This is a genomic window from Sorangium sp. So ce281, from assembly GCF_051527395.1.
Lineage (GTDB): Bacteria > Myxococcota_A > Polyangia > Polyangiales > Polyangiaceae > Sorangium > Sorangium cellulosum_B.
On record NZ_CP150322.1, the window covers coordinates 10,941,802 to 10,956,648 of the forward strand.

Annotated in this window: 12 protein-coding genes; 4 read left to right on the forward strand and 8 right to left on the reverse strand. The window is 73.8% G+C overall.

Annotated features, from left to right (window positions below):
• Positions 1 to 52: 52 nt before the first annotated feature.
• Together WMF27_RS41980 and WMF27_RS41985 are read right to left on the reverse strand one after the other, a co-directional pair.
• Complete coding sequence (locus tag WMF27_RS41980) at positions 53 to 253, reverse strand: hypothetical protein (RefSeq protein WP_437943492.1); 201 nt, start codon at positions 251 to 253, stop codon at positions 53 to 55.
• A 24-nt stretch (positions 254 to 277) separates the two neighbouring features.
• Positions 278 to 2,035, reverse strand: coding sequence for a hypothetical protein (locus WMF27_RS41985; RefSeq protein ID WP_437943493.1), 1,758 nt, complete (start codon positions 2,033 to 2,035; stop codon positions 278 to 280).
• 110 nt (positions 2,036 to 2,145) lie between these two features.
• Here WMF27_RS41985 and WMF27_RS41990 point away from each other — a divergent pair, with 110 nt between their 5' ends.
• From WMF27_RS41990 to sdhB, 3 genes are read left to right on the forward strand one after another with little or no spacing between them, the layout of a single operon-like run.
• Positions 2,146 to 2,961, forward strand: coding sequence for a succinate dehydrogenase (locus WMF27_RS41990; protein WP_437763282.1), 816 nt, complete (start codon positions 2,146 to 2,148; stop codon positions 2,959 to 2,961).
• Positions 2,962 to 3,016: 55 nt separating this feature from the next.
• Positions 3,017 to 5,050, forward strand: coding sequence for a succinate dehydrogenase flavoprotein subunit (sdhA, locus tag WMF27_RS41995; RefSeq protein WP_437763281.1), 2,034 nt, complete (start codon positions 3,017 to 3,019; stop codon positions 5,048 to 5,050).
• A gap of 1 nt (position 5,051) precedes the next feature.
• Positions 5,052 to 5,873 carry a succinate dehydrogenase iron-sulfur subunit gene (sdhB, locus tag WMF27_RS42000; RefSeq protein ID WP_437943494.1) on the forward strand — a complete coding sequence of 274 codons (822 nt, stop codon included), beginning with the start codon at positions 5,052 to 5,054 and terminating at the stop codon, positions 5,871 to 5,873.
• Between the two features lie 11 nt (positions 5,874 to 5,884).
• Here sdhB and WMF27_RS42005 read toward each other — a convergent pair whose 3' ends face one another.
• The 6 genes from WMF27_RS42005 to WMF27_RS42030 form a co-directional block, all read right to left on the reverse strand.
• Positions 5,885 to 6,451, reverse strand: a complete 567-nt coding sequence (locus WMF27_RS42005; RefSeq protein WP_437943495.1) for a hypothetical protein — start codon at positions 6,449 to 6,451, stop codon at positions 5,885 to 5,887.
• Between the two features lie 112 nt (positions 6,452 to 6,563).
• The gene (locus tag WMF27_RS42010) at positions 6,564 to 7,448 is read right to left on the reverse strand and encodes a branched-chain amino acid ABC transporter permease (protein WP_437763279.1); all 885 of its coding nucleotides are present in this window, start codon (positions 7,446 to 7,448) and stop codon (positions 6,564 to 6,566) included.
• Between the two features lie 73 nt (positions 7,449 to 7,521).
• A complete protein-coding gene (locus tag WMF27_RS42015; RefSeq protein ID WP_437763278.1) occupies positions 7,522 to 8,778 on the reverse strand; it encodes an ABC transporter substrate-binding protein in 1,257 nt (418 codons plus the stop codon).
• A 272-nt stretch (positions 8,779 to 9,050) separates the two neighbouring features.
• The gene (locus WMF27_RS42020) at positions 9,051 to 9,797 is read right to left on the reverse strand and encodes a TlyA family RNA methyltransferase (protein WP_437763277.1); all 747 of its coding nucleotides are present in this window, start codon (positions 9,795 to 9,797) and stop codon (positions 9,051 to 9,053) included.
• Entirely contained in the window at positions 9,794 to 10,864 is a 1,071-nt protein-coding gene (locus WMF27_RS42025) for an ABC transporter substrate-binding protein (protein ID WP_437943496.1), read from the reverse strand. Before WMF27_RS42025 ends, WMF27_RS42020 begins: the two co-directional genes overlap by 4 nt.
• The gene (locus WMF27_RS42030) at positions 10,857 to 12,038 is read right to left on the reverse strand and encodes a trypsin-like serine peptidase (RefSeq protein ID WP_437943497.1); all 1,182 of its coding nucleotides are present in this window, start codon (positions 12,036 to 12,038) and stop codon (positions 10,857 to 10,859) included. The genes WMF27_RS42025 and WMF27_RS42030 overlap by 8 nt, the downstream gene beginning before the upstream one ends.
• Positions 12,039 to 12,302: 264 nt before the next feature.
• Here WMF27_RS42030 and WMF27_RS42035 point away from each other — a divergent pair, with 264 nt between their 5' ends.
• Entirely contained in the window at positions 12,303 to 14,843 is a 2,541-nt protein-coding gene (locus tag WMF27_RS42035) for a DNA internalization-related competence protein ComEC/Rec2 (RefSeq protein ID WP_437943498.1), read from the forward strand.
• The last annotated feature ends 4 nt before the right edge of the window (positions 14,844 to 14,847 follow it).

The following is a 14,847-nucleotide window of genomic DNA, read 5'->3' on the forward strand; positions in this document are numbered from 1 at the left end:
GGCCACGTTCACCGCGTCGTTCACCGCGTCGTTCACCGCGCTTTCGCCCCGCTCATCGCGCTTTCCCGCTCTCGCGGTAGCCGATCACCCGCGGCAGCACGCGCCGCCCGCCGAAGCCGTCCGCCGCCGTCGTCCAGAGCTCCGCCGTCGCGGTGCTCATGGCGCTCGCCGCAGCGAGGCGCCGCGCCTTCACCTCCGCCGGGTCCTCGGTGCCCGTCTTCGGCAGCCGCTGCACGCCGGCCCAGGCGAGCACGCCGGCGTCGCGCCCGAGCGCCGCTCAGAAGCTCGGCGGCGACGGATGGGTGGCGAGCCACGCCGCGAGCGCCGCCGCCGCGCCCGAGGCAGGCGTCGCCCTGGGATCGCCCGCGCCCGGCGGAGGCTGCGCGCCGGAGGGCGCCGCGAGGAGCGGGAAGAGCCCCGCCGTCGCGACGAGCGATCCCGGCGGCGGCGCGACGGCCGTTTCGAAGGCGAGCGCGATCGTCACCGAGCGTGGGGCTGCGCGGAGCGCCTGGTCCGCGCAGCGCGCGTCGCCGGCGAGGACCATCCCGCGGATGGCCGGGGGCCGGAGAGCGCGCGCGTCGAAGGTCCCGTCGCAGGGGAGCGCGAGCGCGATGCCATGCTCGGCCAGCGGCGCGGCCCCCGCAGCGCCCGCAGCGCCCGCCGGCGCGGCCCCGGCGGCGCCCGGCGGCGCGGCCCCCGCGTCCTTCCAGACCTCGGCATCGCCGCCCACGAGCGCCACCGGCTTCGCGCCCCGCTCCGCGAGCGCGGCGGCGAGCACCTCGATGCTCCTCGCGGGCTCCTCGCCCACGACGAAGACGAACGCGCCGTCCAGCGCCGCCGGCTCCGGCGGGTGGACGAGCAGCACCGGGATCGCGTGCGTCCGCGCGAACTTCGCCGCCTCGGTCGCCTGCTCCCGATCGGAGCCGGCGATGAGCACCGCGGCGCCCTCGGCGGTGAGGCTGTTCAGCGCCTCGTCCACGCTGCCCTCGCCCCCGTCGTCGCGGCTCACGAGCCGCGCGTCCGCGCCCGGCCGGAGCAGCCCGAGCCCGTGCGCCACGCCGGCGGCGATCTCGACGCCCCGGCGGCGCGACGCGGCCGTGCGCGTCGACAGCAGCAGGCCGACCGTGGGCGGCTCGACGCGCGCGGCCCCCGCGCCGGCCGCGAGCTCGAAGATCGCGTCGCGCTGGGTGCCGAGCGCCGCGTCGGCCCGATCGAGCAGCTCCTTCGCGAGCGCCACGTCGCGGCGCTCGCGGGCGACGATCGCGAGCCGCTCGGCGAGCAGCGAGCGCAGGTCGACCTCCGGGCTCACGACCTCGCCGGTCGCCCGCCCGGCGCGGAGCGCCCGGACGAGGTGATCGATCGGCACCTCGCGCAGCTGCGCCCCGATCTGCGCCCGGACGGCGGCGCGCCGGTCGTCGTCGGCCTCGCGCAGCCACACGCTCATCAGCTCGATCGCCTGCGTCCACGCGCCCGCCTCCATCGCGGCGGCGGTGACCTCCTCGTTGAGGAGCGCGCGCACGTACGCGTCGATCATCTTGCTCACCAGCGGGCGCAGCACCCCGAAGGCGGGCCTCGGCTTGCCGGAGCGCCGGAGCGCCGCGCCGCGGATCACGCGCGCGAGATCCCCGACCGCGCTCCGCCCCGCCGCGTCGACCTCGGCCGCGAGCGCCTCGGCGCGGCGCAGGTCCCCGCGCTCCAGGGCGATCCACGCGAGGTGGACGGTCGCGACGCGCGCGAGGTCGTCGGAGGCGTGGCGCCCCCGGAAGGCGAGGAGCTCCGGCTCGAGCGCGATGCGCTCGGCGCGCGCGCCGTTCGCGAAGCGCGAGAGGAGGGGGCGCAGCTCGGCCTGGGCCGCGTGCGACCCGGCCAGCGCCGGGCTCACCGGCGCTCCGCCGTCCTGCGCGCCGCAGCCGGCGCCGGCGGTCGCGGCGGCGAGCGCGAGCAGGGCCGCGGCCGCGATCGCGGCCGCGCGGGCGTGACGTGGCCGACGTTGCCCGGCGGCGCCGCGGCGCGGGCGAGCCGCCCCGCCGCCCATCGACGCGCCAAAGGCAGCGGAAAACCGGCGGGAACTGTTGACTGCGTTCACCTTGACGTCACCCGGGGCATCCCATACACCCGCCGCGCCCGCCTTCCATCGAGGTCAGCGTGTCCGAGGCAACCCCCGCGAGATCGCTCTTTCACGAGAGCCGCCGGTCCTTTCTCCTGCGCAAGCTGCATTCTCTCACCGGCGCCCTCCCCGTGGGCGGTTTCCTGCTCTTCCATTTCTGGACGAACGCGAAGGCGCTCCAGGGGCAGGAGCGGTTCGACGCGGCCGTCGCCGAGATCTCGCACATGCCGTACCTGCCCGTGCTCGAGATCGGGCTCGTCGTGCTGCCGCTCGCGTTCCACGCCCTCTACGGCGTCAAGCTGGTGCTCGAGGGCAAGCCGAACGTCGGCAGCTACACGTTCTCGCGCAACTGGATGTACACGCTGCAGCGGGTCACGGGGGTGCTCGCCTTCGCGTTCATCGGCTTCCACCTCTGGTCGTACTGGGCGCAGAAGTGGCTGGGCCGGATGGCGCCCGAGGAGTTCTACCCGCGGCTGTGCGCCGACATGGCGTCGACCGTCGGCGGCGTCCCGGTGATCGCGCTCGTCTACCTCTTCGGCATCGCGGCGAGCGTGTTCCACTTCGCCAACGGCCTCTGGGGCTTCTGCTTCTCGTGGGGGATCACCGTGTCGCGCCGGGCGCAGCGGATGGCCGCGGTGGTCTTCGGCGCGGTGGGCCTCGTGGTCTTCCTGTTCGGCGCCAACACGGTGATCTATTTCGCCACCGGCGCGCCGTTCCCCGGGACGCCGGGCCCGTCGGCGGAGGGGGGCCGCACCTGCGCGGACATCGCGTCGTCGTCGACCGGTTCCACCGGCCTCCCCGCGCGCGCGTCTGCCGGCGCCGGCGCCGGCGTGGGCGCGCCGGCCTCGCACTGACCATCGTATCGGCCGCGCCCTTCCGGGGAGCGGCGCGGGAGCATCGGGATCGAACATGGCCGCGAAGAGCACGACGAGGAGCGAGGGGGGGAAGGTTCGGCGCGTGATCGTCGTCGGGGGCGGGCTCGCCGGCCTGATGACGGCGATCAAGCTGTGCGAGGCGAAGGTCCCTGTCGACCTGATCTCCCTCGTGCCGGTGAAGCGCTCGCACTCGGTGTGCGCGCAGGGCGGCATCAACGCCTCGGTGAACACGAAGGGCGAGGGCGACAGCCCCCAGGTGCACCTCGAGGAGACGGCGTACGGCGGCGATTTCCTCGCGAACCAGCCGCCCGTCAAGGGGATGGCCGAGGCCGCGCCGGGCATCGTGAACATGCTCGATCGCATGGGCGTGCCGTTCAACCGGACGCCGGAGGGCCTGCTCGACTTCCGCCGCTTCGGCGGCACGCTCTACCACCGCACGGCGTTCGCCGGCGCCACGACGGGGCAGCAGCTGCTCTACGCGCTCGACGAGCAGGTGCGGCGGTTCGAGCTCGCCGACGTGACGGACGAGCACGGCGTGGCGATCCCGGGCGAGAAGATGGTCCGGAAGTTCGAGTTCTGGGACTTCCTCGAGGCGATCCTCGACGACTCCGGCACGTGCGTCGGCTGCGTCGCGCAGGACCTGAAATCGATGCAGATCCGCGCCTTCACGGGCGACGCGGTCGTGCTCGCGACGGGCGGCTGCGGCATCGTCTTCGGCCGCTCCACGCTGAGCGTCATCTGCACGGGGACGGCGGCGTCGGCGGTCTACCAGCAGGGCGCGGTGTACGCGAACGGCGAGTTCATCCAGGTGCACCCGACGGCGATCCCTGGCGCCGACAAGCTGCGGCTCATCTCGGAGAGCGCGCGCGGCGAGGGCGGCCGCGTCTGGGTGCCGAAGGACAAGACCGACGCGCGGAGCGCGCGGGACATCCCCGAGAAGGAGCGCGACTACCTGCTCGAGCGGATGTACCCCGGCTACGGCAACCTCGTCCCCCGCGACATCGCCGCGCGCGCGATCTTCAAGACGTGCTTCCACGAGGGGCGCGGCATCTGGAACGCGGCGACGGGCCGGAACGAGAACGAGGTCTACCTCGACCTGACCCACAAGGACGAGAAGTTCCTCCGGTCGAAGCTCGCGGGCATCCTCGAGATCTACGAGAAGTTCGCGGGCACCGACCCGTACAAGAACCCGATGAAGGTCTTCCCGGCGGTCCACTATTCCATGGGCGGCCTGTGGGTCGACTACGAGGCGGACGCGCGGGGCTCGCTCAAGGCCGGGTCGCCGCGCAACCACGCGACGAGCATCCCGGGCCTCTACGCGGTGGGCGAGGTGGACTACCAGTACCACGGGGCCAACCGGCTCGGCGCCAACTCGCTGCTCTCGTGCATCTACGCCGGCATGGTGTGCGGGCCGGCGGTGGCGACCTATCGGCGGAGCATCAAGCGGAGCGCGCTCGACCTGCCGCGCTCGATCTTCGACAAGGCCGAGAAGCGCGCGGAGGCGAGCTACCAGCGCATCCTGACGCAGAACCAGGACGCGAAGCAGCCGGAGAACGCGTACCGGCTGCACCAGGAGCTCGGCGAGACGATGCTGCGCGACTGCACGATCGAGCGCGACAACGCCACGCTCGACCGGGTGCTCGAGAAGCTCGGCGAGCTCGAGGAGCGGGCGGGGCGGATCAAGTGCACGGACACGGCCCCGCGGGTGAACCAGGGGGCGCAGTTCGTGCGCCACCTCGAGAACATGCTGGTGCTCGCGCGGGTCATCGCGCAGGGCGCGAGGAACCGCGACGAGTCGCGCGGGGCGCACTACAAGCCGGAGTTCCCGGCGCGGAACGACGCCGCGTGGATGCGCACCACGCTGGCGCGCCACGAGGAGAAGGGCGCGGTGAGGTTCGTCCGCGAGTTCGACTACGCGTGCGCCGGCCAGTCGATCCACGTGACGGACGCGGTGGACACGTCGCTCGTGACGCCGCGGGAGCGCAAATACGAGCAGGCGGGCGCGGCGAGCGCGGCGAGCGCGGCGAGCGCGCAAGCGACAGGGAAGCTGTCGCAGAAGAGCGTGTAGGATGGCCAAGGCGAGCGGAGACGAGGCGAACGGGGCGGCGGCGCCGGCGCAGCCGAAGGGCGAGGGCCGGCTTGTGCACCTGCGCGTGCGGCGGCAGGACACCGCGGATCGGACGGAGTCGCGGCGCTGGGAGGAGTTCAAGGTCCCCTACCTGCCGCAGATGAACGTGATCAGCGCGCTGCAGCAGATCCAGAAGGATCCGCGGACCGTGGACGGCAAGGAGGTGGCTCCTGTCGTCTGGGAGGCGGTGTGTCTGGAGGAGGTGTGCGGCTCGTGCACGATGGTGATCAACGGTCGAGTCCGACAGGCCTGCTCGGCGCTCATCGACCAGCTCGCGCCGAAGGGCGAGGTGATCACGCTGGAGCCGATGTCCAAGTTCCCGCTCGTGCGCGACCTGCTCGTCGACCGGAGCCGGATGTTCGAGGACATGAAGCGCGTGCGGGCGTGGATTGACATCGACGGCACGCACGAGCTCGGCCCGGGCCCGCGCGAGTCGCCGGAGCGGCAGCAGGAGCGATATCCGCTCTCCCGCTGCATGACGTGCGGCTGCTGCGTCGAGGCGTGCCCGCAGTACAGCGACGGGACGAAGTTCGTCGGCGCCTTCGCCATCAACCTGGTGCGGCTCTACAACATGCACCCTTCGGGGGCGATGCACGAGGGCGAGCGCCTCGAGTCGGTGATGAGCGAGGGTGGGATCACCGATTGCGGCAAGTCGCAGAACTGCGTCGAGGTGTGCCCGAAGGAGATCCCGCTCGTCGACTCGCTCGCCGCGGTCTCCCGCGACACGACGAAGCGCATTCTGTTCGGCTGGCTGCTGAAGTAGGGGCGCCCGACCTACGGAAACAGCGACCCCGTCCCGAGCCCGAGGCCGTTCCCGAGCCCCATCTGCAGCGCGTCCGGCGCGCGCGGCCGCGCCAGCTTGTCCATGCGCATCCCGAGGACGTGCGTGATCAGCGTGCAGGCCTGGTGCGCCCGCGCCGTCGCCTCGCACCCCATCCAGGCGCCGAGCGGCTCCCGCTCGCCGTCCTCGGCGTAGCGGATCACGGCGCCGCCCTCGGCGACCGTGATCCAGGCGTTCGCCTGGCGCGGCAGCGAGGCGTGCAGCACGCCGACCTGGCCCAGCGGATCGTCGTTCGGGCCGGTGACCCGGCCGTCCGCCTCGAGCAGCGCCACCGGCTCGGCCTCCAGGCCGAACACGCGCCCGCCGCGATCGACGCTGAGCTGGTGCTCGCCGTTCACGAGGATCTTGCCGTCCGGCATGACGTCGATCGTGAGGTCGGCGAGCGCCCAGCGCGCGCGGGGGATGTCGAGCAGCGCGCCGCCGCGGACCCAGTTGGCGGGGGGCGTCGCGGCGCACGCCGCGAGCAGCGAGAGCGGTACGACGAGAGCGAGGCGTCGCATGCGCCGAGCATACCGCAAGGACGCGCGGCGCGCGGGCCGGCGGGCAGGGTGGCCTGCTCGTTCTGGAGGATGGAGGGAAGCGCGGCGCGTGGGCCGGCTGGCCAGGGCGGCCTTACACCTTCTCGGTCCCGGTCGTGCCGAGCAGCCCCGTCGGCTTCACGAGGAGCACCCCGATCAGCACCGCGAACACAAGGACGTCCTGCAAGCCGGAGTAGGGCGTGAGCTTCGTCATCTCTCCGATGATCCCGATCAGCATGCCCCCGAGCATGGCGCCCGTGATGTTGCCGATGCCGCCGATGACGGCCGCCACGAACGCGCGGTTGCCGATCACGACGCCCATCGTGGGGTATACCTGCGACTGATCGAGGCAGTACAGCACCGCGCCCACCGCCGCGAGCATCGAGCCCGTGAGGAAGGTGAGCGAGATGATGCGGCTCGTGCGGACGCCCATCAGCCGGGCGGCCTCGACGTTCATGCTGAGCGCGCGCATCGCCTTGCCCGTCCAGGTGCGCCGCACGAGCAGCTCCAGGCCGAGCATCACGAGGATCGAGGTGACGAAGATCACCTGCCGCGTGTTCTCGATCGGCAGGAGCTGCGGATAACCGCGGTAGCGGGCGGTGAAGAGGAGCTGCGCCAGGTTCTGGAGGAGCACGCTCATCCCGAGCGCCGTGACCAGCGGCGTGATCCGGGTGTTCGCGAGGCCCCGCCCCCGCGAGCGCAGCGGCGCGTAAGCGACCTTCTCGACGAGGACCCCGAGGACGCCCGCGAAGGCCATCGCGCAGAGGGTGCCGGCAACGCCCGCGAACAGCGGCGCGCTGTCGGCGCCGAACGCCGCGATCCCGAAGAGCCCGGCGAAGGCGCCCATCATGAAGATCTCGCTATGAGCGAAGTTGATGAGCTTGAGGATGCCGTAAACCATCGTGTAGCCGAGGGCGACCAGCGCGATCATCGACCCCTGGGCGAGCCCCGTGATCAGGGCATTCACGATCTTCTCCATGGAGACCTCTTTACCGCACGTTCCGCACGTTCCGCGCGCTCCTCACATTCGAGCCGGCGCGCGGGAACGAACGCTACTGCTTCGCAGCCTTCTCGTTGACCGTCGCGTAGTAAGTAAACTGCTTGTCCTTGATCCGGACGATGACGACCGGCTTGTCCGCGTTGCGCTCGGCATCGATGGTGATGACGCCCGTCGCGCCCTGGAACCCCTTGGTGTCCTGGATGGCCGCCCGGATGTCGTCCGGCGTCATCGCCTTCGCGCGGCCCATCGCGTCGGCCAGCAGCCTGGCCGCGTCGTAGGCCTGGGCCGCGATGCTCGACGGCGTGCGGTTGTACCGGTCCTTGTACTTTTGCACGAAGGCCTGCGAGTTGGGCCAGGGGACGTCCGGCGCGTAGTGGTTCGTGAAGTACGCGCCGTCGAGCTCCTCGGCGGCGTCGCGCAGGAGCTCGTTCGCGTCCCACCCGTCGCTGCCGACGAACATGCTCCCTGGTACGCCCGCGGCCTTGGCCTGCCGCGCGACAGGGGCCATGCTCGTGTAATAGATCGGCGCGTAGATCATCTCGGGGTTCGCCGATTTGAGCTCGTTGATGTACGTCGTGAAGTTGGTCTCCTTCTTGAGGAAGCTCTTCTCCATGACGATCTCGCCGCCTAGGCGCTTCACCTCGTCGCGGAAGACCTTGGCGAGGCCCGACGAGTAGAGGTCGTCGGAGGCGAAGAAGAGCCCCACCTTCTTCTTGCCGAGCGTGTTCACGATGAACTGCGCGCCCATCTGGCCCTGCACGTCGTCCGTGAAGCAGGCGCGGAAGACGAACGGGCCGACCTTCGTCACGTCCGGGTTCGTGGACGACGGCGTGATCATCGGCACCTTCTTCTTGTTGGCGACGATGCCGCCGGCGCGCGACCGCGACGAGGCGACCTCGCCGAGGAGGGCCAGCACGTGATCCCGATCGATGAGCTGCAGGACCTTGTTGGTCGCCTCGTCGGGCTTCGACTTGTTGTCCTCGTAGAGGACGTGGATCGGCTTGCCCTTGACCCCACCGGCCTTGTTGATCTCGTCGATCGCGAGATCGATAGCCTCCTTCGAGTCGACGCCGAACGCCGTCTCCTCGCCCGAGAGGCTGAAGTAAGCGCCGACTTTCCACTCGGCGTCGTCCTTGGCCTGCTCAGCCGCGTTGCCGGCCGAACCCTCGCTCTTCTTGTCGCAACCGAGCGTCATCGCGCTGAGCGCGAGCGCCCCGGCGATCATCTTCACCAAACCCCGTCGTCCGAGCATGTCGTCGTCCTCCCTGTCGCCGGGCTGCCTCGCGTGGGGATCGCCCGCGGTGGCCATGGCCGCCCACGGAGCGGCTCAGAGCGCGTGTACTCACCGCGTCTACCATTGTCTACGCGGCACGTCAGCACCGTCGGGCCGCGATGCGGTCGGCGTGGAGCATCTTAAGTGTTCGACTTTCCACGGATTCCGGCGACCGAGCCCGGCGTCGTGGCGCGCGGCGTCGCGCGCCGCGGCCAGCCAACGCGGCGCGCATGGCGGCTAGCCGATGCGGCGGCTGGTCAACGGGGTGCACATGGCGGCTGGCCAACGCGGCGGCCGATCAACGGCGGCTAGCCGGTGCGGCGCGCATGGACGAAGTGCTCGACGTTGCCCTTCGGCCCGCGCACCGCGCTGTCGACCTGGCCGACGACCGAGAAGCCCGCGGCCTCGATGGCCTGGCGCCCCTCGGCGATCGCCGCGAGGCGGGTCGCCTCGTCGCGGATGACGCCGCGGCCGCGGGCGGCGGCCTCGCGGCCCGCCTCGAACTGCGGCTTGATCAGCGCCACGAGATCCCCCGAGGGGCGGAGCAGGCGGGCGATCGCGTCGATGAGGCGGGAGATGCTGATGAACGACGCGTCGACGACGACGAGATCGATGGGGACGTCGAAGTCCTCTCGCTGGAGCTCGCGGGCGTTGACCCGATCGCGCACCTCGACGCGCGCATCGGCGCGGAGCTTGGCGGCGAGCTGGCCGTAGCCGACGTCGACGGCGAAGACCCGCGCCGCGCCGCGCTGGAGCAGGCAGTCGGTGAAGCCGCCGGTCGAGGCGCCCACGTCGACGCACGTCTTCCCGGCGACGTCGAGGCCGTGCGCCGCGAAGGCCGCGAGCGCGTGCTCGAGCTTGTCGCCGCCGCGCGAGACGAACCGGGGGCCGGAGGCGACGTGGACCTCGGCGTCCTCCGGGAGCAGCGTGCCCGGCTTGTCGATGCGGCGCGGCCCCGAGGTGACCTTGCCGGCCATGATCAGCGCCTGCGCCTCGGTCCGCGAGCCGGCGAGCTTCCGGGCGACGAGCAGGGCGTCGGCGCGCACGCGGGTCACGGCGCCGTCCTGGGCAGGGGCGCCGCGAGGCCCGCGCCGCCGGGGGAGGGAGGGACGAGCGCGTCGTCTGGGAGCGCCAGCGCGTCGCCGTGCAGCGCCCGCGCGACGGCGGCGAGGCCGTCGCCGATGCGCGGGCCCGGGCGCAGCGCGATATCGGTGTTCAGCGGGCGCAGGCGCCCCTCGCGCACGGCGCGCAGGGATCTCCAGCCGGGCGCGTCCCTGAGCGCCGCCAGGCTGGAGGCGCCCCGCATATCGTCGCCGCTGGACGTGCCGTCGAGCAGGACATCGGGATCCAGCGCGAGCAGCTGCTCGACGCTGATCGACGGGTAGGCGCCGCCGCGGGTGATCACGTTCTCGCCGCCGGCCAGCCGGATGAGCTCATCGGGGAAGCTGCCGGGGCCCGCGACGAAGAGGGGCGAGGTGTCGTACAGCAGGGCGGCGCGGACGCGCGGGGCGCCTCTCGCGGCGGCGGCCTGCTCGACCGCGCGGCGCCGGGCGCGGATCCGGCCGATCGCCTGCTCCGCGCCGGGCGCCGCGTCGAGCCGCCGGCCGAGCTCCGCGAGCATGTCCTCGATCTGCGCGAGCGACTCGGTGTCGGGGAAGCAGGTCGCGATCCCGTGCGCGCGCAGCGACTCGTCGAGCGCGGGCCCCGCGGGGCCGCGGGCGCCGACGACGAGGGTCGGCGAGAGCGCGATGATCGCCTCGATGCTCGGATCGGCGTAGCCGCCGACGCTCGGCAGGCGGAGCACCTCGGGCGGGTAGTCGCAGTAGCGGGAGCGGCCGACGAGCGCGGCGCCGGCGCCGATCGCGCAGACCGCCTCCGTGGTGCTGGGCGACAGCGAGACGACGCGCGCTCCCGCCGCGCGCGCCGGGGCGGTGCGCCCGCACGCCGCGAGCCCGAGCGCCGCGAGCCCGGCGAGCGCGGCCCGCCGCGAGAGCGCGCGGCCCGGCGCGCCCGGCAGGAGCGAGGCCCGCGCGGCGCCCGGCAGGAGCGCAGGCCCCGCGGCGCCCGGCAGGAGCGCCGCGCCGGCGGAGCTCCGCGTGGAGGAGCGCCGCTCGTCAGCCAAGCCGCTCCCTGCTGCGCCGCCGCCGCAGGCTCGCGAGGGCGCCCAGGCTCGTCGCCCCGAGCACCCAGGGGACCGGCTGCGTCGGATCAGGCCGCGGGCTCACGCTGCAGGACCCGCTCGACGCGTCGCCTGCGGCCGGCTCGGGGACCTTCGCACAGAAGCCGGGCTCGCCGTTGCAGCTGTAGCCGTCAGGGCACGCCGCGGCCTCGTTGCAGGGCCGCGTGCAGGTGCCGTCGAGGCACGCGTTCGCAGGGCACTGCTCCGGCTGCTCGCACGTCGCGCCGACCTCCGCCGAATACGCGGGATCGGTGGGGTAGCCGGTCGCCCAGGGGGGCTCCTTGTATCCTCCGGCACGGGCGGCGCGCACGGTCGTCTCTTTAATCCATTCCGCCCAGCGGTACACATAGCCGTAGATCGGATACTCGCAGCCCGCGGCCCCGCGCGAGGTCACGCCGATCACGCGGTGCATCAGATCGAGGCTGGGTCCGCCCGAGTCTCCTTCGCAGATGCCGGTGTCCCCGACCCACTCCGTCGCCTTCACCAGGGACGACGGGCAGCCGTCCGCCACGCAGTCGATGAACAGCCTGTCGCGGCGCCGCCGCAGGCCCGCGCCCGTGCTCTCGTCGTTCGTCGCCCCGAAGCCGACCGCGTAGTACTCCTCGCCCTCCACGAGGGGCACGTCGACGCGCGGCACGAGCGGCACCGCCTCGCTCTCCGGGATCGGCTCGTCCAGGATCAGGATCGCCTGATCGTTGCCGCAGAACGCGTCCGTCCCCTCGCCGGGGAGCAGCACGACCTCGCTGCCGCCGTAGAAACGCGCGTACCTGCCGATCTCCGCGTCGGTCGTCGCGAAGATCCGGCGCGCGAGGTGCGTGTCCGTGAACTTCGTGGATCGACAGGTGATCTGGCCGTCGAGCTCATTGGCCATGTCGGACACGCAATGACGGGCCGTCAGCACCACGTTCGGGGCGATCAGGCTGCCGGTGCAGATCGCGCCGATCTCGTCGTTGTAGATGCCCACGACGGCCCTGTCGCCGTCGTCGAGATATCCGTCCTGAATGGCATCAAGCGCCTCCCCGATCTCGTCAGGAGGCGCCTCCAGGGCCGAGCTGCACGCTGTCGCAGCGAGTCCCAGGGCGAGAATCCAGGTGACTCTGGGCAAGCAAAACGACATCGAAAGCCTCCAGATACTGCAATGTCTGCGCGCGCCGCGGGGTGCCGCAAGGAGCAAACGATTCTAGAGGCGAAGCCGCGGTCGTGCACGCGCGCCGGGCGCGATGACCGACTCGGCTCGTTGCTCCCCCCACACAGTGGAGAGCTCTTGCAGGATCGCCCGGCGCGCCCGGCGCCGCCATGGCGGCGCCAGGGGCGCGGCGGCCGCTCCCCGTGAAATTCCGCGGGAACGCGCGCGGCCCAGGTGTTGCGGGGCGGCGGGGCCGTGATCGATCCCGTCCTCCTCTTCGGCCTCGCGCTCGCCGCGGGCGCGCCGCTCGCCCTCTCTCCGCTGGCCACGGCGCTCGGTGCCGCGCTCGCCGCGGCGGCGCTCCGCCGCCGGGCCGGCCGCGCCGCGCTCGCCGCCGCCGGGGTGGCGCTCGTCGTGAGCGGCCTCCGCGCCCGCGCGCTGCTCGACGGCGCGGGCGCCGCCTACGATGGCGCCCTCGCGCTGCTGCAGCCGCCGGCGCGCTGCGAGGTGGCGTGCGCCGTCGTCGGCTCGCCGGTCGTGGTCGGGGCGGCGCAGCGGCGCTCCGCCGGGGCGCGCGGCGTGGACGACGAGCCGCCGGCCTCGCGCATCGACGTGGAGCTCTCCGGCGGGACGTGCGGCGGGCGAGCGCTGCAGGGGCCGCTCCGGGCGCGCCTCTACGGCGCGCCGCTGGACCTCGCCCGGGGCGACCGGCTCGAGGTCACCGTGGACCTCGCGCCGATCCACCTGTTCCGGAACGAGGGGCTCCGGAACGCGACCGCCGCGATCGCGCGGAGCGGGATCGTCGCGAGCGGGACGATCGTCGAGGCGCGGCGGACGTCGGAGGGGCGCTCTGTCGCCGCGGCCGTCGATCGCGCGCGGGCCTTCGTGCGCGGGCGCATCGAGGCGACGTTCCACCCCGACGCGGTGGCGCTCGGGCGCGCGCTCGTGCTCGGCGAGACCGACCTCGCGCCCGAGGACCAGGAGGCGTTCCGCGAGAGCGGCCTCGCGCACCTGCTCGCGGTCTCGGGGACGCACCTCGTGCTCGCGGTGGCGGGCTTCGCCGCGGCGCTCCGCGCGATCCTCGTCCGCGTCGGGCCGATCGCCGCCCGCTGGGACGCGGGCCGCATCACCGCGGCGCTGTGCGTGCCCGCCGCGTGGCTCTACGCCGACTTCGCCGGCGGCGGCGGCTCGGCGATGCGCGCCGCGGCGATGCTCAGCTGCGCGATGGGCGCCCGCCTCCTCGGCCTCCGCCCGGTGGGCGTCCGCTGCTTCGCCCTGTCGCTGGCGGGCGCCGCCGCCGTCGATCCGCTCGTCGCGTGGGATCTCTCGTTCGGCCTGTCCGCGGCCGCCACCGCCGGGCTGCTCTGGCTGCAGCGGCCGCTCGCCGCGCTGCTCGTCCCCGGCGAGCGGGAGCGCGGCGACGGCGGCGCCGAGGGCGGGCCGGGCGCGTCGCCGCCGCGGGAGCTCGCGCGCAAGGTCCTCGCGCCGCTGGCGACGACGCTCGCCGCCATGTTCGGGTGCACGCCGCTGCTGCTCATGAACGGGGAGACGTTCCCGCTGCTCGGCGTGGCGGCGAACGTGGTCGCCGCGCCGATCGGCGAGCTGGCGGCGCTCCCGTTCTGCCTCGCGCACGCCGTGCTCTCGTGGGCGCCGCCGGTCGAGCGCGGGTGCGCGCTCGTCGGGTCGGGCGCGCTGCTCGCGGTCCGCGCCGTGGCCCGCGCCTCGGCGGAGACCGGCGTGGTGCTGCGCCTGCCCGAGCCGTCGCCCGCCCAGCTGGCCGCGCTCGCCGCCGCGATCGCGCTCGCGTGGGCCGCGGAGCGCCGCGGCCGCCGGCTCGCCGCGCTCGCCGCCGGCGCCGCCGCGTGGCTGCTGCTCGAGGGCGCTGCCACGCGCGCGGGCGCGCCGCGCGGCGTGCTGCGCGTCAACGTCCTCGACGTGGGGCAGGGCGACGCCATCCTGATCGACCTCCCCGAGGGCGGCGCGATGCTCGTCGACGCGGGCGGCTTCGTGGGCAGCCCCGTCGACACGGGCGCGCGCGTGCTCCGGCCGCTGCTGCGGTCGCGCCGCCGCGCGCGCCTCGACGCGGTCGTCCTCTCGCACCCGCACCCCGATCACTTCGGCGGCCTGCCGGCCACGGTGGAGGGCGTCGAGGTCGGCGAGCTCTGGGACACCGGCCAGGGCGAGGCCGAGGGCGCGGGCCCGGTCTACCGGAAGCTCCTGTCGGATCTGCGCCGGCGCGGCGTGCCCATCGTGCGGCCCGACGCGCTCTGCGGCAGGCCGCGGGTCCTCTCGGGGGCGACGATCGAGGTGCTCGCGCCGTGCCCGGAGCTCCACCCCGACCGGGGTGCCAACGACAACTCGTTCGTCGTGCGCATCACCTACGGGGCTCGATCCGCGCTGCTCGTGGGCGACGCGGAGCACGAGGCCGAGGACGCGCTCGTGGCGCGCTACGGCGCCGCGCTCCGCGCCGATCTGCTCAAGGTGGGGCACCACGGCAGCCGGACGTCGACCGGCGCGGCGCTCCTCGCGGCCGTCGACCCCTCGATCGCCGCCGTGTCCTCCGGCGTCCGCAACCGCTTCGGGCACCCGAGCCCGGAGGTGCTCTCCCGCCTCTCGGCCAGCGGCGTCGCGATCGCGCGCACGGACCGCGGCGGCGCCCTGACCTGGGAGACCGACGGCGAGCGCGTCCTCTGGTCCCGCCCGGGCGAGCCGCCGCGCCCGGCCCCGGGTCGCCGCGGCGGGGGGCCGCCGCCGGACACGCGCGCGCGCGCGCCAGGGAAGAACGGCGAGCCGTGAGCTG

What these genes read in the sequence shown, in the direction of transcription:
- WMF27_RS42010 (WP_437763279.1), bottom strand. Translation starts at nt 7,448, where the DNA reads ATGGAGAAGATCGTGAATGCCCTGATCACGGGGCTCGCCCAGGGGTCG.
- WMF27_RS42015 (WP_437763278.1), bottom strand. Translation starts at nt 8,778, where the DNA reads ATGGCCACCGCGGGCGATCCCCACGCGAGGCAGCCCGGCGACAGGGAG.
- sdhA (WP_437763281.1), top strand. Translation starts at nt 3,017, where the DNA reads ATGGCCGCGAAGAGCACGACGAGGAGCGAGGGGGGGAAGGTTCGGCGC.
- WMF27_RS41985 (WP_437943493.1), bottom strand. Translation starts at nt 2,035, where the DNA reads ATGGGCGGCGGGGCGGCTCGCCCGCGCCGCGGCGCCGCCGGGCAACGT.
- WMF27_RS42005 (WP_437943495.1), bottom strand. Translation starts at nt 6,451, where the DNA reads ATGCGACGCCTCGCTCTCGTCGTACCGCTCTCGCTGCTCGCGGCGTGC.
- WMF27_RS42030 (WP_437943497.1), bottom strand. Translation starts at nt 12,038, where the DNA reads ATGTCGTTTTGCTTGCCCAGAGTCACCTGGATTCTCGCCCTGGGACTC.
- sdhB (WP_437943494.1), top strand. Translation starts at nt 5,052, where the DNA reads ATGGCCAAGGCGAGCGGAGACGAGGCGAACGGGGCGGCGGCGCCGGCG.